24 protein-coding genes and 2 pseudogenes are annotated in these 22683 nt (G+C 66.5%); 21 read left to right on the forward strand and 5 right to left on the reverse strand.

Going from position 1 to position 22683, the window contains the following annotated elements; genetic code table 11:
* The 6 genes from HQ394_RS06830 (at position 1) to HQ394_RS06855 (ending at position 5188) form a co-directional block, all read left to right on the forward strand.
* Positions 1-972: a DUF7146 domain-containing protein gene (locus tag HQ394_RS06830; RefSeq protein WP_223291916.1), complete on the forward strand. Its 972-nt coding sequence runs from the start codon at positions 1-3 to the stop codon at positions 970-972.
* A complete protein-coding gene (locus HQ394_RS06835; protein ID WP_190262640.1) occupies positions 965-2128 on the forward strand; it encodes an AAA family ATPase in 1164 nt (387 codons plus the stop codon). The genes HQ394_RS06830 and HQ394_RS06835 overlap by 8 nt, the downstream gene beginning before the upstream one ends.
* Positions 2129-2309: 181 nt before the next feature.
* Positions 2310-2567, forward strand: coding sequence for a hypothetical protein (locus HQ394_RS06840; protein ID WP_190262641.1), 258 nt, complete (start codon positions 2310-2312; stop codon positions 2565-2567).
* Between the two features lie 3 nt (positions 2568-2570).
* Entirely contained in the window at positions 2571-3062 is a 492-nt protein-coding gene (locus HQ394_RS06845; protein ID WP_223291917.1) for a DUF6362 family protein, read from the forward strand.
* A 448-nt stretch (positions 3063-3510) separates the two neighbouring features.
* Positions 3511-4902 carry a site-specific DNA-methyltransferase gene (locus HQ394_RS06850; RefSeq protein ID WP_223291918.1) on the forward strand — a complete coding sequence of 464 codons (1392 nt, stop codon included), beginning with the start codon at positions 3511-3513 and terminating at the stop codon, positions 4900-4902.
* Positions 4892-5188: a DUF7220 family protein gene (locus HQ394_RS06855; RefSeq protein WP_456151497.1), complete on the forward strand. Its 297-nt coding sequence runs from the start codon at positions 4892-4894 to the stop codon at positions 5186-5188. The genes HQ394_RS06850 and HQ394_RS06855 overlap by 11 nt, the downstream gene beginning before the upstream one ends.
* 5 nt (positions 5189-5193) lie before the next feature.
* On the opposite strand, the gene HQ394_RS06860 is transcribed toward HQ394_RS06855, so the two are convergent.
* From HQ394_RS06860 to HQ394_RS06870, 3 genes are all read right to left on the reverse strand, one after another.
* On the reverse strand, positions 5194-5421 hold the full coding sequence (locus HQ394_RS06860; protein ID WP_190262643.1) for a hypothetical protein: 228 nt from the start codon (positions 5419-5421) through the stop codon (positions 5194-5196).
* A gap of 11 nt (positions 5422-5432) precedes the next feature.
* Positions 5433-6257 carry a DUF3489 domain-containing protein gene (locus HQ394_RS06865; RefSeq protein ID WP_223291919.1) on the reverse strand — a complete coding sequence of 275 codons (825 nt, stop codon included), beginning with the start codon at positions 6255-6257 and terminating at the stop codon, positions 5433-5435.
* A 101-nt stretch (positions 6258-6358) separates the two neighbouring features.
* Positions 6359-6724: a hypothetical protein gene (locus HQ394_RS06870; RefSeq protein WP_190262644.1), complete on the reverse strand. Its 366-nt coding sequence runs from the start codon at positions 6722-6724 to the stop codon at positions 6359-6361.
* A gap of 137 nt (positions 6725-6861) precedes the next feature.
* Here HQ394_RS06870 and HQ394_RS06875 point away from each other — a divergent pair, with 137 nt between their 5' ends.
* Positions 6862-7410 (forward strand): elements of external origin, encoded by a 549-nt coding sequence (locus tag HQ394_RS06875; RefSeq protein ID WP_223291920.1) that lies wholly within the window; start codon positions 6862-6864, stop codon positions 7408-7410.
* A 131-nt stretch (positions 7411-7541) separates the two neighbouring features.
* On the opposite strand, the gene HQ394_RS06880 is transcribed toward HQ394_RS06875, so the two are convergent.
* Entirely contained in the window at positions 7542-7757 is a 216-nt protein-coding gene (locus tag HQ394_RS06880; protein ID WP_190262646.1) for a dodecin family protein, read from the reverse strand.
* 229 nt (positions 7758-7986) lie between these two features.
* Here HQ394_RS06880 and HQ394_RS06885 point away from each other — a divergent pair, with 229 nt between their 5' ends.
* From HQ394_RS06885 to HQ394_RS06945, 13 genes and pseudogenes are all read left to right on the forward strand, one after another.
* On the forward strand, positions 7987-9969 hold the full coding sequence (locus HQ394_RS06885; RefSeq protein WP_223291921.1) for a phage terminase large subunit family protein: 1983 nt from the start codon (positions 7987-7989) through the stop codon (positions 9967-9969).
* Positions 9970-9972: 3 nt separating this feature from the next.
* Positions 9973-10185, forward strand: coding sequence for a phage head-tail joining protein (locus HQ394_RS06890; RefSeq protein ID WP_190262647.1), 213 nt, complete (start codon positions 9973-9975; stop codon positions 10183-10185).
* Positions 10185-11663 carry a phage portal protein gene (locus tag HQ394_RS06895; RefSeq protein WP_190262648.1) on the forward strand — a complete coding sequence of 493 codons (1479 nt, stop codon included), beginning with the start codon at positions 10185-10187 and terminating at the stop codon, positions 11661-11663. The genes HQ394_RS06890 and HQ394_RS06895 overlap by 1 nt, the downstream gene beginning before the upstream one ends.
* A gap of 328 nt (positions 11664-11991) precedes the next feature.
* Positions 11992-13014 (forward strand): S49 family peptidase, encoded by a 1023-nt coding sequence (locus tag HQ394_RS06900; RefSeq protein ID WP_456151549.1) that lies wholly within the window; start codon positions 11992-11994, stop codon positions 13012-13014.
* Between the two features lie 13 nt (positions 13015-13027).
* The gene (locus HQ394_RS06905; RefSeq protein WP_190262650.1) at positions 13028-13417 is read left to right on the forward strand and encodes a head decoration protein; all 390 of its coding nucleotides are present in this window, start codon (positions 13028-13030) and stop codon (positions 13415-13417) included.
* 26 nt (positions 13418-13443) lie between these two features.
* Complete coding sequence (locus tag HQ394_RS06910; protein WP_190262651.1) at positions 13444-14466, forward strand: major capsid protein; 1023 nt, start codon at positions 13444-13446, stop codon at positions 14464-14466.
* A gap of 67 nt (positions 14467-14533) precedes the next feature.
* Positions 14534-14857 (forward strand): head-tail joining protein, encoded by a 324-nt coding sequence (locus HQ394_RS06915; RefSeq protein WP_190262652.1) that lies wholly within the window; start codon positions 14534-14536, stop codon positions 14855-14857.
* Between the two features lie 7 nt (positions 14858-14864).
* Positions 14865-15389 (forward strand): phage protein Gp37, encoded by a 525-nt coding sequence (locus HQ394_RS06920; protein ID WP_190262653.1) that lies wholly within the window; start codon positions 14865-14867, stop codon positions 15387-15389.
* An 88-nt stretch (positions 15390-15477) separates the two neighbouring features.
* Positions 15478-15645: a DUF2635 domain-containing protein gene (locus tag HQ394_RS06925; RefSeq protein ID WP_190262654.1), complete on the forward strand. Its 168-nt coding sequence runs from the start codon at positions 15478-15480 to the stop codon at positions 15643-15645.
* Positions 15646-15648: 3 nt separating this feature from the next.
* Complete coding sequence (locus tag HQ394_RS06930) at positions 15649-16014, forward strand: hypothetical protein (RefSeq protein ID WP_190262655.1); 366 nt, start codon at positions 15649-15651, stop codon at positions 16012-16014.
* Positions 16015-16083: 69 nt separating this feature from the next.
* On the forward strand, positions 16084-16539 hold the full coding sequence (locus HQ394_RS06935) for a phage tail sheath subtilisin-like domain-containing protein (protein ID WP_190262656.1): 456 nt from the start codon (positions 16084-16086) through the stop codon (positions 16537-16539).
* A 75-nt stretch (positions 16540-16614) separates the two neighbouring features.
* Positions 16615-17409 (forward strand): annotated as a pseudogene (istA, locus tag HQ394_RS06940) (IS21 family transposase); the annotation flags it as partial.
* Positions 17410-17463: 54 nt separating this feature from the next.
* Positions 17464-18489 (forward strand): annotated as a pseudogene (locus HQ394_RS06945) (IS256 family transposase); the annotation flags it as partial.
* A gap of 243 nt (positions 18490-18732) precedes the next feature.
* On the opposite strand, the gene HQ394_RS06950 reads toward HQ394_RS06945, so the two are convergent.
* Positions 18733-18948 carry a hypothetical protein gene (locus tag HQ394_RS06950; protein WP_190262657.1) on the reverse strand — a complete coding sequence of 72 codons (216 nt, stop codon included), beginning with the start codon at positions 18946-18948 and terminating at the stop codon, positions 18733-18735.
* A 712-nt stretch (positions 18949-19660) separates the two neighbouring features.
* Here HQ394_RS06950 and HQ394_RS06955 point away from each other — a divergent pair.
* Complete coding sequence (locus HQ394_RS06955) at positions 19661-22516, forward strand: S8 family serine peptidase (RefSeq protein ID WP_190262658.1); 2856 nt, start codon at positions 19661-19663, stop codon at positions 22514-22516.
* Positions 22517-22683 lie beyond the last annotated feature (167 nt).

Below are 22683 nucleotides of genomic sequence, written 5' to 3' on the forward strand. Positions count from 1 at the left end.
ATGAGCGCGGCGGAAATCGCTCGCGCACTCGCTGATCGGACAGAAGTGCTGCTGCGCGAACTGTTTCCTTCCGGGCGACGTCAAGGCCGCGAGTGGTGCATCGGCTCGATCGCCGGCGAACCGGGGCAATCTCTGCGCATAAGCTTGGCCGGCAAGCATCGAGGACGCTGGCATGAGTTCGCCGACGGAACCGGCGGTGACATGCTGGACCTGATCGCGGCAGTTAACTGCCGCGACGATCTGCGGCAAGCCATCGACTGGGCACGCTCCTGGCTCGGGCGGGAACGGGAAGATCCCTCGCCGAAGCCAGCGCACACCGACCTTTCAGCCGTTCGGCCGGGTCGGTACGAAACGCTGAGCCCATTCGGGCGCCAGATCTGGATGTCCTGCCGGCCCATCGATCCCAAAACCCCGGCCAGTCGCTATCTCAGCGCACGCGGCTGCGCACTGCCTCATCCGGACGGCGATCTCCGCTGGCATCCGGCACTGAAGCACCCGAGCGGTCATGTCGGACCGGCGTTGGTGGCGCTCGTCACCGATATCCGCGACCCCGAGCGATGGCTGACCCTGCATCGCACCTGGATAGGCACCGACGGCAGGAAGGCTGATGTCGAGACACCTCGCCTGCTGCTGGCAGGTCATCCCAAGGCCGGCGGCGTCATCCGCCTTTGCCCGGACGATTGGGTGACGGCGGGGCTGGGCATTGCCGAAGGCATCGAGACGGCGCTCACCCTTGCCCGCGGCTTCACCCCGGCATGGTCGGTCATCGACGCCGCCAACCTCGCGGCGTTTCCCGTTCTGGCGGGGATCGAAGCACTGACGGTCGCAGTCGACCACGACACCGCGGGATTGAAAGCGTTCAAGACGGTCGCCGAGCGCTGGCATGACGCCGGACGCGAGGTTCGCAAGGTGCTGGTGCCGAAGCCCGGCGACGACCTGAACGACTGGGCTCGGAGCGTCGATCATGCGTGACGATGCCGAGGTGCAGGCTTTCGTCGACGGTGCCGAAACGTATTCCCCGGACGAACCACAGAGCGACACCCAGTCAGCGCTGCGGTCCATCGATCTGCCGTGGTGGCAAGGCCGGCCCGTTCCGGAGCGGCGATGGATGGTCCGCGACTGGATGCCGTGGGGGTACGTCACGGCGCTTTACGGTGACGGCGGAACCGGCAAATCCCTCCTCGCCCAACAACTCATGACCGCTTGCGTGATCGAGAAGAACTGGCTGGGGCTCGAAACCACCCCTTGTCCGGCGATCGGGCTGTTCTGTGAGGACGATCAAGACGAGCTGCTCAGACGACAACACTGCATCAATCGGGCGCTTGGCGTCGATTTCGGCGACCTCGGACACCTGCACATCATCCCTCGGGTCGGCGACGACAACGTCTTGATGACGTTCAACCGCAACGGCAAAGGCGAGCTCACGCCTCTGTGGCAGGTGCTCGTTACGGAGGCGAAGCGNCCGGGGGCGCGGCTGGCGGTCATCGACACCGCCGCGGATACCTTTGGTGGCGACGAACTCCGGCGCGCGGAGGTTCGACAGTTCATCGCGTCGTGCCTCGGCCGGCTAGCTCGCGAGATTGACGGCGCGGTGCTGCTGCTGGCGCACCCGAGCCTGTCCGGCCTGAAATCCGGCGAGGGGACGGGGGCGTCGACGGCATGGAGCAACACCGTACGTTCGCGGCTGTATCTGAGTCGGCCCGAAGCCGAAGAAGGCGCGCAGATTGACGAGGATCTGCGAATCCTCACTCGCAAGAAAGCCAACTACGCGGCGATCGGCGACGAAATCCGCCTTCGTTGGCAGAACGGCGTGTTCGTCATCGAAGGCGCGCCTTCCGGTAATTTCGTCGAGGCGATCGATCGGCGGAACCACCACCAGGAAGCCGAAGAAGCGTTCCTGTCCTGTCTGGGGGCGGTGATTGAAACCGGGCGTTACGCATCGGCCACGCCCAACAGCACATGCTACGCGCCGAAGATTTTCCTGAAGCTGGACGCCCGGCGTGGCTTCAACAAACAACAACTAGAGCGCGCAATGGAAAGCCTTTTTGCAGCCGGTCGCATCCGCGTCGGACCGCTGAAGACCGGGCACCGGAACATCGTTCAGGCAATCGTGAAGGTAGTAGGATAATGAGACAATTCCCGCTATGCGGTTCGTGGCGTGCAGTCCGCGTGCGTTGCGTGCAGTCACCTCGTAAGCCATTGAAAATGCGTCATCAGCTCTGCGTGGCGTGCAGTCCCTATACTACGTATAGGCGGCGCCCTTCAGGGGGCGCGCTCGCCTATACAAGTGGCAGCGCAGCGAGGGTGGCATGAGCACCACGCCGTCGAGGCTGGAAGCCCTATCGCTGGTGACGACCACGTTCCGCGTCGGCAGACACTATCGCTGCACCATGACCATACCTCGTCCCGAACCGGGTTCGGCGCTGTCGATGGCGTGCGAGTGGGAGCCCTCGACACCGAAGCGGCTCAACGACCGGGAGATGCGCGACTACCGCCGCGGCCGCAATGCCGCGCTGTCAGAGGTCGCGCGTCTGATTGGGGGCGACGTTATGTGCATCGAGGTGTGACCAATGGCCAAGCCCTCATCTCGCGACAATCCGACCCTGGTAGGGAAGCCAAACATGCCTGAGCTGGCCTGGACGCCGAAAGCCGTTGCCGATGCGCTGGAGGAAGCGGCGCAAACCTTGCGTCGCCTTCCGTCTGTCCGCGTCCGCGGCTACATCAGCGCGTGGCCGCCGATCATTCGCGACTTCTGGGAAGCGTACGGCTGGCACGATGTGGAAGTGCGACTGGGTCCGCCGGCGCCCGATGCCATCGATCGGATGGATGAGGTGCTGCGGTGGCTGCACTCGCTTGAGCCGAACGAGGTTCGGCTGGTCTGGCTCCGCGCCGAGGGCGTGCGGTGGAAGAGCATTGCCCATCGGTTTGGGATGGACCGGTCGACCGCGTGGCGGCACTGGTCGTGCGCACTGATCAAGGTTGCCGCACACCTGAACGGGACTCGTGCAACAAAAACGTTGCAACAAAATAGACTGCGACAAGAGCACACGAATTTGGCATAATCAATTCTAGAATTGGCGGGTTGCCACTTCTGCTTTGCTTGTCAACCGTGCCGCGTGTAGAGACGATTTCCTGCCGGTTTAGCGTCTGCCGCTGAAAGTTGTGGCATGATGCCATTTGCGTGATGGAATCGGCAGGCGGAAGGAACAGCGGAAATTCTCCGCACCTCGTAAGCCATTGAGACTCTTGGTTCCTTCCGGGCACACAACCTATGCTGGTGGGCATGGCCCGTAAGATCGCCAGCGACAGCCAAGAATTTTGGGAAGCCACCCAAGCCAGAAGCCACCCTTCGGCGGTTTTTTCGGTTTGAATATCAGACGCTTACGCTGGACTCCGAGGTGGCTTCCGGGTGGATTTCGGAGTCCACGCGGAAGCCGTTGCGTAGTCGTTGATCCGGCAGATAACTTCGGAATCGCAACGAGTTAGCCTGGACTCCAGGTGGCTTCCTGAGTGGATGCGGGAGTCCACCCCGGTTTCCACTCCATAGGCGCGCTGAGGCTGCCGATCGCGCTCACCATCAGCCGTTGGAATCCCATGATGACGCTTCGTTTCCTGCCCGAGCAGATCGAGCAGTGGCCTGTCGCGCGGCTGAAGCCGTATACGAAGAACGCGCGCACCCACTCAGACGATCAGATCGCCAAGATTGCCGCGTCGTTGGTCGAGTACGGCTGGACGGCACCGGTGATGGTGGCGGACGATGGCGAGATCGTCGCCGGCCACGGCCGCCTGTTGGCGGCGCAGCATCTGGGCCTGAACGAGGTGCCGGTGATCCGCCTCGCGCACCTGACGCCGGAGCAGGTGCGCGCCTACCGCATCGCCGACAACCGGCTGTCCGAGCTTTCCGGCTGGGATGACGAGTTGCTTGCCGCCGAGCTGCACGAGCTGAACGCCGCCGGCTTCGATCTGGCACTGACCGGCTTCGAGGGCGAGGACCTGGACCGGTTGCTGGCACCGCTCGACGAGGGCGATGGCCTCGCCGGCGAAGACGTCATTCCCGAGCCACCGGTGAACCCGGTGTCACGCCCGGGTGATCTGTGGCTGTTTGGCGAGCATCGGCTTCTGTGCGGGGACTCGACCAAGGGCGCGGACGTGATCCGGGTGATGAACGGCGAGAAGGCAATCCTGTTCGCCACCGATCCGCCGTATCTCGTCGACTACGACGGCACCAACCATCCGTCGAAGCAGGGCGGGCCGGATAAGAACAAAGATTGGGGCGAGAGCTACGGCATCACCTGGGACGACTCCAGCCAGGGCCCCGAGCTGTACGAAGGCTTCATCAAGGCCGCCGTCGAGCATGCTATTCTGCCCAACGCCGCCTGGTACTGCTGGCACGCCAGCCGCCGCCAGGCCATGGTCGAAAGCGTGTGGGAGAAGTTCGGCGCCTTCGTCCACCAGCAGATTGTCTGGGCCAAGGACCGCGGCATCCTGACGCGCTCGTACTACCTCTGGCAGCACGAGCCGTGCTTCTTCGGCTGGCTGAAGGGCCACAAGCCGCCCCGGGTCTCCGACGACTACCCGAGCACCATCTGGAATATCCCGACCGTCAAGGTCGGCGAGAAGACCGATCACCCGACATCGAAGCCGGCCGAGGTGTTCGCGATCCCGATGCGCCAGCACGCCAAGCCTGGCGACGTCTGCTACGAGCCGTTCTCGGGGTCGGGCTCGCAGATCATCGCCGGTGAGACCACGGGCCGGCGCGTCTACGCGATCGAGATCAGCCCTCAGTATGTCGACGTCGCGGTGAAGCGCTGGCAGACGGCGACCGACAAGACAGCGAAGCTCGAGGGTGACGGCCGCAGCTTCGACGAGATCGCCGGCGAGCGGCTGCCGCGTGCGGCGTGAGCACTCAAGCGGACGCCGCAGGCGGCAATCGCGGCGGATGTCGCTGGTCGAGGCGATCGCCAATGTTGCGGTCGGTTATGCTATCGCGGTGCTGACGCAGATCATCGTCTTTCCGCTGTTCGGACTGCAGGTCAGCCTCGGCGACAATCTCGCAATCGGCGGACTGTTTACCATCGCATCGATCGCTCGTGCGTACACCCTGCGCCGGGCCTTCGAAGCGTTCCGGGCGCACGGCGCCGGAACAATCACCGCCGGGCAGGTCGCCCGGCGACGTCGATCGTTCTGAGCTTGCTATCGCTCGGTTTCTGCAAGCAACCGCCGCTTGAAGTCCTCCGGCGCGGCCACACTGTCGGTGACGGTCCTGCCGAACCTGAGCGCTCCGTTGCGGCCCACGTAGAAGAACGATCTGTCCGGCCGTTCCAGGGTGATGTACTTGCGGCTTCGGCTGGGGACGATCGTGCCGCGGCCGGTGGCGACGAGTGCATCGACGAGCCGCTGCTGCAGCGTGGTCTTCGGCATCGTCGCCTCCTTCACTCGGCCAGCCGGTAGGTGCGCTCGCCGCCCTGCGGCTTTTCCGAGGTGACGGCGAGCCCGTGCCGCTTCTTCAGCGCGGCGGCAAAGAACCCGCGGCAGGTGTGCCGCTGCCAGCCGGTGGCGGCCATGATCTGGGCGATGGTCGCCCCCTCCGGCCGGCGCAGCATCGCGATGACCCGCGCCTCCTTGGTGTTTTCGCGCCGGCCCTGACTGGATTGCCCCGGCTGGCGTGGCGCGCGTGGCTGCCGCTGGCCTTCGGCCCGCGCGATGGCGGCGCGCACGACGGGCAGGATGTCGTCGGGCTGGGTCCCGCCAGGGCTGTCGAGTTCGGCTTGCAGCCAGCGCTCGGCGGCGCGGCAGGCGGCGAGCAGCAGCTGCTTCACGCCGACCCGCGTTTCGGTGGTGTCCGGGTCGGCCGCCACGGCGGCCGTGGTGGCCACCGGCGCGCCTTCGGTCGCATCGGCGAAGTGTCCAGCCGCGGCGTCGTCGCCGGTGCCGCACGTGTCCACGTCCACGGTCTGGGTGCCTGCGTTCGGCATGGCATCCGCCTCGGCCGGCTCGGCCCGTACTTCGGCGACAAAATTCGCCGGCGCGCAGCCTTCGTCGCGCAAGGCGGCGCGGAAGGCGGCGGCGTTCAGCCGGCCGCTCAGCAGGCCGTCGGCGGCATCGAAGACGTCCTCGGCGGAAAGGCCGATCTGCGAGGCGTTGCGCTCGATCGCCTTGATCGCGGTGTGCTTGCTGTTGGGATTGCGGCGCTCGTTCTCCAGTGCGCTCAGGATCTGCGCCAGCTGGGCGAGGCTGAAGGGATACTCGATGCTCATCGGTGGCGTCCCATTATCGGCGCCACGGGATGCGGCGCTTTCTACCACCGCGAGCCCCGAGGCCTGCATAGGGCTCGGAGCGGAGAGAAGCGGCGGTCCGCTCAGCCGGTGATCTCGGCCTCGATGGCGGCATTCATCACCCAGCCCGTGAGGTAGGGCAGGTCGCGCGGGATGCCGTGCTCGCGCTCGGCGCGTTTACCGATGGTCCAGTTCATCCACCGCTCGACCGCGGCGTCGATCGCCGCCGCGATCGCGAGGCCGGCGAAGGCGCCGTTGGCAACGTCGTCGGCGAAGTGGCGGCCGTGCCGGCTATCCAAGAAGTCCCGGGCTGCTTCCGGCGTGCAGCCGGTCGCCTGGCCGACGGCTTTCATCGCCAGCGTCCAGGCTTCGCTCTGGTCAGCATGATTGCCGATGCTGCCCCAGAAGCCCCAGGCCTGATTGTTGGTCGGCAGGATTGTGATGGTCATCGTCTGTGGTCCCGGTGGCTTCGCTTTCGATGCGTCCATGAGGGCTTATGTGCGGCCCGGCATCAACTCTAATCGGTTGTTCTTTAGGTGCTCTTTCTGCCCCCTGTGATCATCCGATGACCTCGCAGCGGCACGGCATGAGTGAACGTGAGTACGCGCAGCACGCTGGCATCTCCCGGGGTGCAGTGCAGAAGGCGCGCGCGTCGGGCCGGCTGGTGCTGCACGCCGACGGCTCGATCGACGCCGCGGCGTCGGACGCCCGCCGGGCGCATGCGACCGATCCCGGCAAGCAGCCGGCCGGACGCGCGGCGGTTAAGCCGGTGCCGGCAGCCGCCGTCGGCGCCGTCGCCGAGACGCTGCGCGAGCAGGGCCTGCCGGCGCCACAGGCGGCCGGTGGCATGACGTACCTGCAGGCGCGCACCGCGAATGAGGTGTTGAAGGCGCAGGAGCGCAAGATGCGCCTGCAGACGCTGAAGGGTGAGCTGGTCGATCGGGCGCGAGCCGCCGCCCTGGTGTTCCGCCTGGCGCGTCAGGAGCGCGACGCCTGGGCGGGCTGGCCGGCACGGGTGGCGGCGATGATGGCGGCCGATCTCGGGATCGGCGCTCATGCCATGCAGTCGGCGCTGGAGAAGTATGCTCGGCAGCACCTGGCAGAGCTGGCCGACGTCCGGCCGGAGTTTCGCTAGCAGCGGAGAAGTTGAAGATTCTAATGGACGCAAGGTCGTTAGCAGGCATCGGATAAAAAGATGGCCCGCGGACGCCGCGCGGCCGCCAGGCCGGTAAGTGTTATGTCACCCATTCATGCCGACAGGACCGGTTAGTCGGCCTTGCCAGGATTGTAACGGAAGGATGCATGGACGCGGGCACGGTACTCGACCACTTTGTTCTCGTGCATACGGACGTCCAGCAGCTCGACCTCGGCAACCCGCAAGTCTTCCAGATGCTTGGCCGCTTCTTCGAGGGCGCTTTTTGTCGCTTCCTCCCAAGATGTCGGGCTGGAACCAATGAGACGAACGACGCGATACAAGCTCATAACGATCTCCTCCCATCTTCCCGATGACCGCCGACAGTGACGCGGGCGGGCTTGGATGAGGTCCGCGTGCTGCGGCAGAGAACCAAATAGTTTAATCGCTCTTGCCGAAATTTTCGATCTTGTTCGCTTCGATCGACCTCACGGCTTGAGGGTCGTCGAGGCGTAGATCGCCTGGATGACCCTGAATCGGTAACGCGGCATCGGCGAATGCCTCGACGCAGGTCCACACTTGCAGCTTGATTTCGACGGTGCGGATGATCTGCTGCGCGCCTGGACGGCAGGGCTCACCCCGGATCCTGATCTCACCGTCTCGGCGTGGGCCGATCGCCATCGCGTCCTGAGCCTGCGCGGCGCCAACGAAGCGGGACCTTGGCGCACGTCGCGGACGCCGTATTTGCAGGAGCTGATGGACGCGCTGAGCCCGCGCCATCCGGCGCAGCGCGTGGTGTTCATGAAGGGCAGCCAGCTCGGAGCTTCCGAGAGCGGCTGCAACTGGATCGGCTACGTCATCCACCACGCTCCCGGCCCGATGCTGGCGGTGCAGCCGTCCGTGGAACTGGCGAAGCGCTTTTCGCAGCAGCGCATCGATCCGCTGATCGAGGAGAGCCCCAGCTTGCGCGAGAAGGTCGCACCGGCCCGATCGCGCGACTCCGGCAACACCGTACTGTCGAAGGAGTTTCCCGGCGGCATCCTGGTGCTGACCGGCGCCAACTCGGCGGTCGGCCTGCGCTCGATGCCGGTGCGCTACCTGTTCCTCGACGAGGTCGACGCCTATCCGCCGTCGGCCGACGACGAGGGTGATCCGGTGGCGCTCGCCGAAGCGCGGACGCGGACGTTCTCGTGGCGGCGCAAGGTGTTCCTCGCCTCGACGCCGACGATCAAGGGCCTGTCGCGGATCGAGCGCGAATACGAGGCCTCCGATCAGCGGCGGTTCTTCGTGCCGTGCCCGCACTGCGGCGAGTCCCAGTCTATGACGTTCGAGCGGCTGCGCTGGCAGAAAGGCCAGCCGGAGACGGCCGCCTACGTCTGCGAGGCCTGCGAGCGGCCGATCGCCGAGCACCACAAGACGATGATGCTGGAGAAAGGCGAGTGGCGGCCGACGGCCGTTCCCGTCGATCCGCTCTCCATCGGCTTCCATCTGTCGAGTCTCTATTCTCCGGTCGGCTGGCTGTCGTGGGAGCGGATCGCCCGGGAGTGGGAGCTGTGCCAGTCTTCGGACGAAGCCAAGCGGAGCTTCATCAACACCGTGCTGGGCGAGACCTGGGCCGAGACCGGCGAAGCGCCCGACTGGCTGCGCCTCTACGAGCGGCGCGAGGACTGGCGCATCGGCACGGTGCCGCCGGGCGGCCTCTTTCTCACCGCCGGCGCCGACGTGCAGAAGGATCGGATCGAGGTCTCGGTCTGGGCCTGGGGCCGCGGCCTGGAGAGCTGGCTGATCGATCACTTGGTGATTGATGGCGGCCCGGGCGAGGCGGCGACCTGGACCCGGCTGTCGGTGCTGCTCGGCGAGACCTGGCCGCACGCCTTCGGTGTCCGGCTTGGCCTCGCCCGGCTCGGCATCGATAGCGGCTACGAGGCGCCGGCCGTCTACGCCTGGGCGCGGCGGCAGGGCTGGGGGCAGGTGCTGCCGATCAAAGGCGCCGAGGGCTTCAACCGGTCGGCGCCGGTGTCGGGGCCGACGCACGTCGATGCCACCGAGGGCGGGGTCAAGATCCGCCGCGGCGCCCGGCTGTGGACGGTCGCCGTCGCCACCTTCAAGAGCGAGACCTACCGCTTCCTGCGGTCGGCAGCGCCGACAGGCGACGACCCGATCGATCGGTATCCCGCCGGCTTCATCCATCTTCCCCGGCAGGTCGACGCGGAATGGGTCAAGCAGTTGGTCGCCGAGCAGCTGGTGACGGTGAAGACCAAACGCGGCTTCAGCCGCCTCGAATGGCAGAAGCTCCGCGAGCGCAACGAAGTGCTCGACTGCCGGGTCTACGCCCGCGCCGCCGCCTGGATCGCCGGCGCCGACCGCTGGCCCGAGCGCAAGTGGTGCGAGCTGGAGCTGCAGGTGAACGTTACCGACCCCGTCGCCGCTGGCGAGATCCAGGCTGGCCCGCATAGCCAGACAGAGTCCAGAGCACCGGCAGCGGCGATACCCTCCGCCGGGCGGATCTGTCCGGTGCCGCGCCGCGGCCGCCGCGTCTTCCGCTCCAGCTACATGAGCTGATCAATGACCCTCGAGGAGATGACCGCGCAGCGCGATGTGCTGCTGGCGGCGCGCTACCGCGGCGTCCGCACCGTCGAGGTCGACGGCCGGCGGGTCAGCTACGCGACAGACACCGAGATGGCGGCGGCGCTCGCCGACCTGGAGAGGCGCATCGCCGCCATGGAGACCGGCACATTGCGGCGGCGGATCCTGACCTCGGCGAGCAAGGGCCTCTGATGCCGGGGATGCTTTCGCACTGGCGACGGCGCATCGGCGCCTTCATCGGCGGTTTCGAGGCGGGACTCGGCAACCGCCGGCTGAAGGGCTTCCAGCCGAGCCGGGCGCATCTCAACACGTTGATCGCCGCCGCCGGCGCCGATATCACCGCGCGCGCCCGCTGGCTGATCCGCAACAACGGCTATGCGGCGAATGCGATCGACAGCTGGGCCGGCAATGTCGTCGGCACCGGCATCAAGCCGTCGTCGCTAATCGCCGATGCCGGCTTGAAGGCGGTGGTGCAGAAGCTGTGGCTGGAGTGGACCGACGACGCCGATGCCGACGGCTTCACCGACTTCTACGGCCTGCAGCGGCGTGCCGCGCGCGAGGTGTTCATCGCCGGCGAGGTGTTCTTCCGCTTCCGGCCGCGGCGGCCGGAGGATGGCCTGGTGGTGCCGCTGCAGCTGCAGATGCTGCCGGCGGAGATGCTGCCGCTGACCCGCAACGAGGTGCTGCCAAGCGGCAACGTCGTCCGCCAGGGGATCGAGTTCGACCGTATCGGCCGGCGGATTGCCTATCATTTTCTCCGCCGGCATCCCGGCGATGTCACCGATCCGGGAGCGGCCGGCGAGACGGTGCGCATCCCGGCCGCCGAGATTATCCACGTCATCGATCCGGTCGATGCCGGCCAGTTGCGCGGCGTCTCGAAGTTCGCGCCGGCCATCGTCAAGCTGTTCCTCCTCGATCAGTACGACGATGCCGAACTCGACCGGAAGAAGGTGGCGGCGATGCATGCGCTGTTCATCACCACGCCGGCACCGGCGGAGCCGTTCGATGTCGCCGAGAGCATCGGCGAGAATGGCGAGCGAACGATGGACCTGCAGCCAGGGCAGATCGTCATGCTGGAGCCGGGCGAGCAGGTGCAGACCTCCGATCCCGCCGACTCCGGCCAGACCTACGAGCCGTTCCAGTACCGGACGCTGCTGCAGGTCTCGGCGGCGCTCGGCATTCCCTACGCGTACCTGTCGAACGACATGATCAAGGCCAACTACTCGAACGCCCGCCTCGCGCTGTTGGAGTTCCGCCGGCGCACCGACGCCTACCAGCATGCGGTGATGGTCTGGCAGTTGTGCCGGCCGGTGTGGGCGCGCTGGATGGACACCGCGGTGCTGGCCGGCGCGCTCGGCATCTCCGGCTACGAGGCGAACCGGCGAGCCTACCTCGGGTGCTCGTGGCTGCCGCCGAAGTGGGACTGGGTCGACCCGCTGAAGGACGCCAAGGCGGAGATCGAGCAGATCGCGGCGGGACTGAAGAGCCGCACCCAGGCGCTGGCCGAGCGCGGCTACGACGCCGAACAGGTCGACGGCGAGATCGCCGCCGACCAGGCGCGCGAGCGGACGCTGGGCCTGAGCTTTAGCGCCCAGGCATCAGCACCGGATGCGGCAATGACCCCCGCAGACGAAGCGGCGGCGGCACAAGAGAACGCCACTACCAGCTGACACATCCATGAACCTGAAGTCTCTCGCCGCCAGCCTGCTCACCGGTCGGCCTTGGGCGATCGCGCCGTCGCGCCTGGAGGCGTTGCTTNNTGCCAGCGCCGCGGCGCTTTCGACCACAGCCGATCTGCCGCCTTGGCTGGACGCGGCGTCACGATCGCAGGCCTACACCGTCACCGAAAGTGGCATTGCCGTCGTGTCGGTGCTGGGGCCGTTGGTCGCCCGCGGCGACTGGCTGACCTCGCTGCTCGGCGCCAGCGACTACGGCGCCGTCGCCGAAGCACTGAGCAATGCCGCCGATGATCCAGCGGTGCGCGGCATTCTCCTTGAGATGGACTCGCCCGGCGGTGAGGTGGGTGGCCTGTTCGATCTGGCGGACAGTATCCGCGCCTTTCGCCAGCGCTCGGCGAAGCCATTGTGGGCGGTCGCGTCAGAAGCGGCGCTGTCCGCGGCCTACGCCATCGCGTCCGCTGCCGATCGCGTCTACGTCACCCGCACCGGCGAGGTGGGTTCGGTCGGCGTCGTCGCCGTGCACCTCGACGAGAGCGGCGCCGATGCGATCGCCGGGCTGAAGTGGACGCTGATCCATGCCGGTGCGCGGAAGACCGACGGCAATCCGCACCAGCCGCTGTCGCCGCAGGCCACCGCCGACATCCAGGCCGACGTCGATCACCTCTACGACCAGCTGGTCGCCCTCGTCGCCGGCAACCGCGGCCTCAGCATCGACGCCGTCCGCGCTACCGAAGCCGCAATCTACCGCGGCGAGAAGGCGGTCGAGGCCGGCCTTGCCGATCGGGTCGGCACCGTCGCGCAGGCGATCGCCGATCTGCAGGCGGCCCTTGATGCAAAGCGCATCCGCGCCGGTCCGCCTGCCAAGGCGACCGGCGCTCGCCAATCCCCACGACAGCCAAGGACCCTCGCCATGAACACTCCCGATCTCCTGACCGATGAACTCGGCGCTGAACCGCCGAACGACACCGCCGGCAAAACGGGCGTCACCTCCGTCATTCCCGACGATGTCACTGCAACGCCGTCTCGACCCGGAAACGCACCGGCTCAACCGCCGCCGGCGTCCGTTCCCGACGCGCATGCGATCGCCGACCGGCTGCGCGCCGAATACGCCGAGATCGCCACGGTCGCCGCCCAGGCGCTGCGGCTCGGCATCGACATCGACGCCGCCGACGCGATGCGCCGAGGGCTGAAGCCGGATGCGTTGCGCCGAACCATCCTCGACCAGCTGGCCGCCCGGTCGGAAGCGGCCGACGTCGTCGCTATCGCCCCGCAACCCGCCAGCACCGGCGACAGCGCGATCGTCAGGCGCGCCCGCGAGCGGGCTGCTGCCGCAAACCACTGAAGAGGCCTGATCCATGCCCGTTCTCACCATGAACCAGACGCTCGGCGACCTGCTGAAGTTCGAGCTGAATGGCAGCTACTGCCGCGAGACGGTGACGCTGAAGGCCGGGACCAGCTATCCGCTGGGCGCGGTGCTCGGCCGGATCACCGCGTCCGGCAAGTACCGGCTGTCGCCCAACGCCGCGGTCACCGGCGACGAAGGAGCGGAGACCGCCGTCGCCGTGCTGCTGGAGGCGGTCGATGCCAACGCCGCCGGCCAGACCGGCCTGATCGCCGCCCGGGGCCCCGCGATCGTCTCCAAGGCGGCGCTGGTCTTCGATGCCAGCGTCGACGACGCGACGAAAACGGCAACAAAGCACGGCCAGCTTGCCGCCGCCGGCCTCGTCGCCCGCGAGACCGCCTGATCCCTGACGCAAGGATTCCCCGCACCATGGTTACGATGATCAACCCGTTCGACGCCGGCGGCTACACGCTCGCCGAGATGACGGAAGCGATCAACATCCTGCCCAACGTCTACACCCGGCTGGGGCAGATGGGCCTGTTCCGTTTCGAGGGCGTGACGCAACGGAGCGTCGTCATCGAGCAGGCGGAGGGCGTGCTCAACCTGCTGCCCTCGGTGCCGCTCGGCGGTCCGGCCACCGTCGCCAACCGCGATCTGCGGTCGATGCGCTCGTTGACCATTCCCTGGATCCCGCACGACGACGCGATCACCCCGCAGGACATCCAGGGGGTGCGCGGCTTCGGGCTGAGCGATGCCGCCGATCCGCTGGCGACGGTGATGGAACGCAAGCTCACCCGCATGCGCGTCAAGCACGCACAGACCCGCGAGTACATGGAGGTCAACGCGCTGCGCGGCATCGTCAAGGACGGCGCCGGCGTGACGCTCTACGACTACTTCAGCGAGTTCGGCCTCACCCAGCAGTCGGTGGACTTCGTCCTCGGCACCGCGACCACCAGCGTGCAGGCGAAGGTGCGCGAGGTACTGAGGAAGATCGAGACCGAGCTGAAGGGCGAGACGATGACCGGCGTGCTCGCCCTGGTCAGCCCGGAGTTCTTCGACAAGCTGATCGGCCATGCCAAGGTCGAGGACGCGTACAAGTACTTCTCTTCGACCGGCGCCCAGCCGCTGCGCGAGGACACCCGCCGCCGGTTCCCGTTCGCCGGCATCATCTTCGAGGAGTACAACGCGACGGTAACGCTGTCGACCGGCTCGACCGAGACGCTGGTGCCGGCCGGCGAGGGCATCGCCTTCCCGCTCGGCACCCTCGATACCTTCGTTACCTACGGTGCCCCGGCCAACCTGATCGAGACGGTCAACACCATCGGCCTGCCGATGTACGCCCGCCAGCTGGCCCGCCCCGACGGCAGCGCCATCGAGGTCAAGACCGAGGCCTCGGTGCTGCCGGTCAACAAGCGGCCGCGGCTGGCGGTGAAGATCCACACCAGCAACTGAGTCTTCGTCGCGCTATCTGCCGAGAGCCAGACCCTGGTTCCTTCCATACCGAGAGGAGAGTCGCGCAATGGAGTCGGCCTTCGCCGCGGCGACGGACGCCTTGTTCGCCGATCCGAACCTCAGCCTGGCCGCGATCTACCGCGCTGGCGGCACCGGCGACGGCGTCGCCGTTCGGGCGATCCCGCTCGCCGAGCGGCCGGGGTTCGGTGGCGATGCGCTGGTGGCGATGACCAACGCGGGCCGCGCCTTCCTGGTCCACCGCGACGATCTCGCGGGTCAGACACTGAAGACCGGCGACACCCTGGCGATCGACGGCGCCACCTGGCGTGTGCGCAGCGCGCACGAGCGGCCACCCCTGGCGTGGGCGGTCGACTGCACCCGGATCGGATGACGGGCCGATGATTGCGCAGATCGAACGCGCGATCGCCGCGGTCGCGATCGCCGGCGGCGAGTTAAAGTATCCGGCGCTGTGGGTTGCCTACGACGGCGAGGAGGCGCCGGAGCGGCTCGACGCCGGGGTGTACAGGCGGCGGGCGACCTTCGTCGTCGCCGTCGCTGCCGAGCAATGGCTCAACATCGCCTTCACCCGCAGCAAGGCGGAGACCGGCCTGCCGGGGGCCTGGCAGCTCGCCGACGACGTGTGGGCTCTGCTGGTCGACCAGGACCTCGGCCTGCCGATCAGCCCGTTGCAGCCGGGGGCGATCCGACCGGAGATCGACGACGGCGGGCTGACCGCCTGCCACATCGAATTCACCACCTGGTTCATCGCCTCTACCGTGCCGACGGAAAGCCTCGGCGACTACCTGCACCATCACATCGACTGGGACGTCGAACCACACGGCAACGTGCAGCCGCCGCTGCCGGCGGACGAGGCCGACGTCCGCGACGACGTTTTGCTGCCCGGCCCATCTCAGCCGGCCTGACATCCACGTCGCGGCCACCACGCCGCCGCGTTGGCATCTCAACCGACACTTTACCCCGCACCGCACCTGAAAAGAAGGAACCCCGCACATGGCGGCGAGCATCTTCGTTCGGCCGATGTCCGGCCTGCGCGTCCTCGACCCGGACGGCAAGCCGCTGCCGGTCGATGTCGCATCGGTTCCCGACAACGCCTTTTGGCAGCGCCGACTGGCCAAGGGCGACGTGGTGCGCGCCGACGTCCCGCCGCTGGAGGAATAACCGATGGCCATCTCGTTCGACCAGGTGCCGAACTCGATCCTCGTCCCCGGCCAGTATATCGAGATCAGCAACACCGGCGCAGTGCGCGGCCTGTTCGGCATGCCGTCGCGCATCCTGGTGATCGGTCAGAAGTATTCCACGGCGTCGGCTGTGGCAGCGGTGCCGTGTATCGTCAGCGACGCGGCATCGGCCGAAGGGTATTTCGGCCGCGGCTCGATGCTGCACCGGATGTTTCTCGCCCTCAAAGCCGGCAACGCCTTTACCGAGACCTGGGCGATCCCGCTCGCCGATCTCGGCGGCGGTGCGGCGGCCACCGGCTCGTTGACCTTCTCCGGCACCGTTACCGGCGCTGGCACCCTCAACACCTAGATCGGCGGGCGGCGCGAACGCGTCGGCGTTACCACGACCAGCACGCCTTCGTCGGTTGCGTCGGCGCTGGTGGCGGCGATCAACGCCGATACCCTGCTGCCGGTTTCCGCCGTGGTCAACGGGGTGAACCCGGCGAAAGTCGACCTCACCGCCCGGCACAAGGGCGAGAGCGGCAACACCATCGACCTGCGGCTGAACTACTACGCCGGCGAGACGACGCCGCCCGGCCTCAGCTGCGTCATCGTCGCCATTTCCGGCGGCACCGGCAACCCCGACCTCAGCGCGGCGATCGCCGCCATGGGCGATACCTGGTGGACCGATGTTATTTGCCCTTACAGCGACGGCGCCAGCTTGACGGCGCTGGAGGCCGAGGCCACCAGCCGCAACGGACCGCTGGTGATGCAGGACATGGCCATCTATTGCGCCGTGCGTGGCACCTATGCCGGGCTGACCACCTGGGCTGGAACGCGCAATTCCGAGCATACTGTGAATCGGCGTGGAATAAGGACCCCGTATTCGGGGTGATCGGCGACCAATCGGGACCCCCGGGTCGGAGGGTTCACATTGGCTTCCATGAGGGACATGGGAGCCGGGATTGGGATGCTGGTTGTGGAGACGATTGCGAAGATCCGTCGGGCGTTTTTCGTCCAGGAGAAGCCGATCAAGGTGATCTGCCGCGAGCTTCGGGTGTTGCGGAAAGTGGTGCGCAAGGTGGTCCGCCCAGATGATGCGCGTTGGGGCNNGACGGAGTTTCGCTATGAGCGGGGGCTGCAGCCGTTGCCGAAGATCGGTCCCTGGCAGGATCGGCTCGACGCGCTGTTGCTGGCGAACGAGGTGAAGACGCCGCGGGAGCGTCTGACGCACATCCGGATGTTTGAGGAGTTGCGCCGGCTGGGTTANCGCGGGGGCTATGACGCGGTTCGGCGGTATGCCAGGAGCTGGCGCCGGGAGCGCGGTTCGGCGATGGCGGAAGCCTATGTGCCGCTGAGTTTTGCGCCGGGGGAAGCCTACCAGTTCGATTGGAGCCACGAGATCGTGGTGATGAACGGCACGACGGTGAAGGTGAAGGTGGCGCACCTCCGGCTCTGCCACAGCCGGATGTTGTTCGTGCGGGCGTATCCGCGGGAGACACAGGAGATGGTGTTCGACGCCCACGATCGGGCGTTCGCCTTTTTCAAAGGGACCTGCGTCCGCGGCATCTACGACAACATGAAGACGGCGGTGGAGACGGTGTTTGTCGGCAAGGACCGGCAGTTCAACCGCCGCTTCCTGCAGATGTGCAGCCATTATCTCATCGAGCCGACGGCATGCACGCCGGCATCGGGGTGGGAAAAGCGCCAGGTCGAGAACCAGGTCGGGCTGGTGCGCGAGCGGTTCTTCACGCCGCGGCTGAGGAGTATCGGGAATTTCGTGTTTGGGCCATGACGATGGAAACGAAGGAGGCATCGTATGGCACGACGCAAACAGCCTGTTATCCCGGACGCAGTGCTCGACCAACTGTTGGCCGGCGCCGACGCGAAGACCGCGTTCGACAAGGACGGCCTGCTGGACGAGCTGAAGAAGGCGCTGGCCGAGCGGGCATTGAACGCCGAGATGGATCATCATCTCGAGGCCGGCGAGGGCGAAGGCAACCGGCGCAACGGCTGCGGCAAGAAGACGGTGCTGACCGGAACGGGGAAGATCGCGCTCGAGGTGCCGCGGGATCGGTTGTCGACGTTCGATCCGCAGCTGATCGCCAAGTACCAGCGGCGTTTCCCCGGCTTCGACGAGAAGATCGTCTCGATGTACGCCCGCGGCATGAGCACGCGCGAGATCCAGGGACATCTGCGCGAGGTGTACGGGCTCGACGTCTCCCCCGACCTGATCAGCGCCGTCACCGATGCGGTTCTGGAGGAGGTCGCCGAATGGCAGAACCGCCCCCTGGAAGCCCTTTACCCTTTGATTTTCTTCGACGCGATCCGGATCAAGGAGTGCTGCGAGGGCACCGTCCGCAACAAGGCGGTCTACGTCGCCTTGGGCGTCCGGCCGGATGGGACGAAGGAGGTCCTCGGCCTGTGGATCGAGCAGAGCGAGGGCGCCAAGTTCTGGCTCAGGGTGATGAACGAGGTGAAGGGCCGCGGCGTCGACGACGTGTTGATCGCCATCGTCGACGGCCTGAAGGGCTTTCCGGAGGCGATCACCGCGGTCTTTCCGCAGGCCCAGGTGCAGACCTGCGTCGTTCATCTGATCCGCCATTCGCTGGCCTTCGTGTCGTACAAGGACCGCAGATCGGTGGCGGCGGCGTTGAAGCACATCTACAAGGCGAAGGACGCCGATGCCGGCAAGGCCGCTCTTGAAGACTTCGCTGAAGGCCCATGGGGAAAAAGACATCCGGCGATCGCTCAATCCTGGCGGCGGAACTGGCCGGAAGTCGTTCCGTTCTTCGCCTTTCCTGACGACGTCCGGCGGATCATCTACACCACGGATGAGATCGACAAGTCCTCATTCACTTGGCGTGATATTTCTTGTGGAGCACGGGCGACCGCGCGGCGAAGAGCAGGGTCGGAGGATGCAAGCCCTGCCGCGCAGCCTCGCCTCACCGGCGCTCCTCCTTTGCGGCGCCCGTGCTCCCGGATCGAGGTCGGCGCGGCTGCCAGTGGCTGACGAACCGTTCGTACGCGCTCTCCGCGGTTCGTGCGAGGTCGATTTCCCGGTCGCGCAGCTCCTTGATGGTGTCGATCATGTGATCGAGGTCGGCGGCTCGGCAACTCTGCCGCAGTCGTTGCGCGCCGTGCGCGCGGGGGGGGCACCCTTAGCCTGATCGGCGTCTTGTCCGGAGCCAAGATTGATGCCGGTCTCGGGCCGATCGCCACCCGACAGGTCCGCCTGCAAGGCATATCCTGCGGTATCCGGGACGGCTTCGAGGCGATGCTGCGGGCGATCGACCAGCACCAACTGAAATCGCCGATCGACCGCGTGTTTACCTTCGGAGAGCTGCCCCCGCTCTTTCCCACCTCGCCACGGGGACGCAGTTCGGCAAAGTGTGCCTGCGCTTCTGAGGAGTCGACATCCATTACCGAGAATGGCTTTGCGACCGTCGGTCTGAGCGGTCAATCACGTCGATCGGGCCGCGACTCCACTTTTCCGCACTCGACCCACGCCAAGTTGTCAAAGGCGTTGTCCTTAAGCAGTGCCCCCAGCTGCCGGCCTTCGTAGCCGGTAGCGGTCCGGCGGGCACCGTCGGTGCCGGCCCGGGCTTCGGCTTCGCCCGGCTGTACTTAATCGTCCACTGTGCCTCGGTGTGCTTCTGCCGCGCCTTCGCCTATGTCGGTGTACCACCGCCTTTGATGAGTGCCTTCTCGCCGACGGTGAGCCGCTGGATTTCTTCGAAGGTGCGGCGCTGGCAGCGGCGGTAGTCGACACTCTGCTCGCCCCCGTTTGTACGTCAAACAGAGCGCCCGGCGCGGAATAGCCCTGTCGCTTATGCGCGGCATCGGCTATAACCTTGCGGTGCTGTTAGCAATGGTGTGGGCATTCTGGCGGCGATTACTCCTCTACTTGGCAAACGGCGTCTCTCCCCGGGGCAGTAACGGCTTGTCGGTTGAAGCCGGGCAGACGTGCGGCCTGGCGTAAGAAGCATCGAACATCTTTTTGGGAGGGAAGACAGATGGCAGGCCTCGATACGCTCCGCGAACTCCTGGCGAGCGTGGATGCAGGTCCGGTAACGGAGACGAAGCGGTGCCTGCCGTCCTCCGAGCTGCGGTTCGCACTTGAGTACGGGGACAAGCCGGATATCGACACCGAACGGCGTGCGCTGGCTGTCTTGCTCGGCTCGGAGGCGTTCGCGCTTCAACCTTTGTTCGAAGGCGTCGACCCGGCACTCGATCGCATTCTCGTGCTTCGATTTCCGGGCATTGAGCGGACGCTGTCTCAGGATACGCTCTTTTCGATCGCTTACGCGCTCGCCGATGCGCGGAACCTAACGCGGGCGGAACCCGATCTCGGAGCACAGATTTACGCCGATCCGCTGCCGCCGAGCGCCGAGCCGCGTGTCGAGGCCGCCGATGCGCTCGGGTGGCTTTGCTGGTCCGATGCCGAGGCTCCGACAAACAAACGTTGGGCGCTTGACACCATGGGCGTGCTTCGTGCCTGGGGCCGCTTTCCGGCACGTGGCAAGGGTATTCTCGTTGGCCAGCCCGACACCGGCATCGCCGAGCATCGCGAGGTCGATGCCGATCTCGATCTCACCCGCGCCGCCAATATCCTCGATGGCGGCAATGATCCGACCGATCCGCTGACGCCAGGCACTGCCAACCCGGGGCACGGGACAGGAACGGCAAGCGTGGTGATCAGTCGCGGTGCGGGTGACATCATCGGCGCTGCTCCTGAGGCGACGCTCGTCCCGATCCGATGCACCACCGACGTGAAGATTTTCGATGGGACACCGCTCGCGGCCGCAATCGCGCACGCCGCCAACGTCGGCTGCGATGTCATCACCATGAGCCTGGGCGGAACACCCAGCATTGCCGTTCATGCGGCGGTGCGGGCGGCGATCGCGAAGGATGCGATCGTGCTGGCGGCAGCAGGCAACTGCGTGCGCGTCGTAGTTTATCCCGCGCGCTTCAACGACGTGATCGCGGTGGCCGGAATCAACATTGCCGACCAGCCATGGCGCGGCTCCAGCCGCGGCAGCAGCGTCGACATATCGGCGCCGGCCGAGTTCGTTTGGCGGGCGCAGCGGCGGCAGAACGAAGACCCGACCGATACCGTCGGCGCCGGACAGGGCACCTCCTTCGCCGTCGCGTTGACGGCGGGCGTGGCGGCACTCTGGCTGTCGCATCACGGTCGCGACCAGGTCCGGGCGGAGGCACATCAGCGCGGCATGACCGTGCAGGCACTCTTCAAGTCGGCCCTGCAAGCTACCGTTCGGCGGCCGGCGATCTGGGATGAGGACGATTTCGGCCCCGGCGTCATCGACGCCGAGCAGTTGTTGGGCTTGCCGTTGGACAAGATCCCGACGCTAGCGGTGGAAGCCGTTGAATCTGTCACCGCCGGCGCCGATCCAACGCTCCGCCGATTGCTCGACGAGATCGCCGGCGGCAAGACGGCAGACGCCAGCTTCGACTGGCAACGCTACGGCCTTGAAGTTTCAAGCATCCTGTTGAGTGATGCCCGGTTCGGGCGCGGCGCATCGGGTCTCGCGGCCGAAGCACGCGCGCCGGGCGTACGCCCCTCCGACACGCTCGCAGCGATCGCGCGGAACTCTCCCGACCCGCGATTGCAGGAAATCTCCAGCCGCCAAGCTGCCCGCGCCGCGCGAATCATGCAGCCGCGCTCATCATCCCATTCGGCGCCGCCGGGCCTCCTCCAGATTCTCGGACGGCCGGCGGGAACGGGGCGCGAAGCGGCGGGCCAGGTCAGCGTCGAGTCGGCGCGCCGCAACCTCCTGGAGGGAGGGATTCAGCGCACCCTCGACGAGGCAGAACAACGCCTCCAGGCCATCGCAGCGCGTGCCGGCGATGTCGATCCGGATGTAAGCCGAATGCGCCGCGAAATTCTCGGCCGGGGAGAGGAAGTCTTAACCCGGGCCGCGCACGCGGGCGCGCCGCAGGTCGCCGGGGCCGATCGCGTCACGCTCGAAGCTTTGGTCAGCCTGACGGATCGGCCGGCGATCCGCGTTCAGAATGGAACAATCGATGTAAATCATCCCGAATTGGGACGGTGGCAGGGCGCTTACCTGCTCGCTCAGCCGGAAATCGAGGCGGTGTTCCGCTCGGTCGGCCGGATCGACGTGAACGGCGAGCACATCGGCACCGGATTTGTCGTCGGTGACGGCATGATCATGACAAACCGGCATGTCATTGAAGCATTCGCCGCACCCGTCCCGAAAAGACGCGATCCGAAGCGCTGGGTGCTCGAAAGCGAGAGCGTGACCATCAATTTTTCCGATGGCGCGAACGCCGCCGCCGACACATTCCGCATCAAGTCGATTATCACGGCCGGAAAGGAGCCGATCACCGACCTGCCAATCGATTTCGCGAAACTCGACATGGCCCTGCTCGAGGTCGAGACGACCAACACGGCGCAGGGCAAGCTTCCGCGACCGATCATCTTGCTCGCAAGCCCCGACCGCGCCAGGCAAGAACGGCAGATTTTCACGGTTGGGTATCCGGCCAAGCCGCAGGTCCTGCCGACCGATCCCGGAGGAGCCGTTCGCATGGACGTGGTCGCCCGCCTTCGCGCCCTCTTCGGGCTCAGTTACGGCGTCAAATATTTCAGTCCAGGCATCGTCTCGACTGGGCTTGGCGCGGTCGGAGGCGATCCGCGGGGATGGGTCTTCAGTCACGACGCAACGACGCTTGCCGGCAATTCCGGCAGTGCGACGATTGATTTCACCGGGCCGATTGCGGTCGTTGGGCTGCATTTCGCCGGTGACTGGCTGCGCGCCAACCACGCGCATGCGGTCGCCGCGGTAAAAAGCTCCGGGGAATTGCCGCCGCTCGACGGCCTCGACTGGGTTTGAGAGCTTGGTCGTGGGCGCGCATGGCACGTTCGTTCGGCTGATTGAGCGTGGACTTTGCGACAGGGGCGGATCCCATGAAAGTTGCACTGAACGCGAGGACACGATTCGTCGGCATCCGTGTGTGAGCCGGCCAGTCGGCAGCATTCGGCCGTTGTTGCAGGTGGCGG

It is taken from the genome of Defluviicoccus vanus, from assembly GCF_014672695.1.
Taxonomy (GTDB): domain Bacteria; phylum Pseudomonadota; class Alphaproteobacteria; order Rhodospirillales; family Defluviicoccaceae; genus Defluviicoccus; species Defluviicoccus vanus.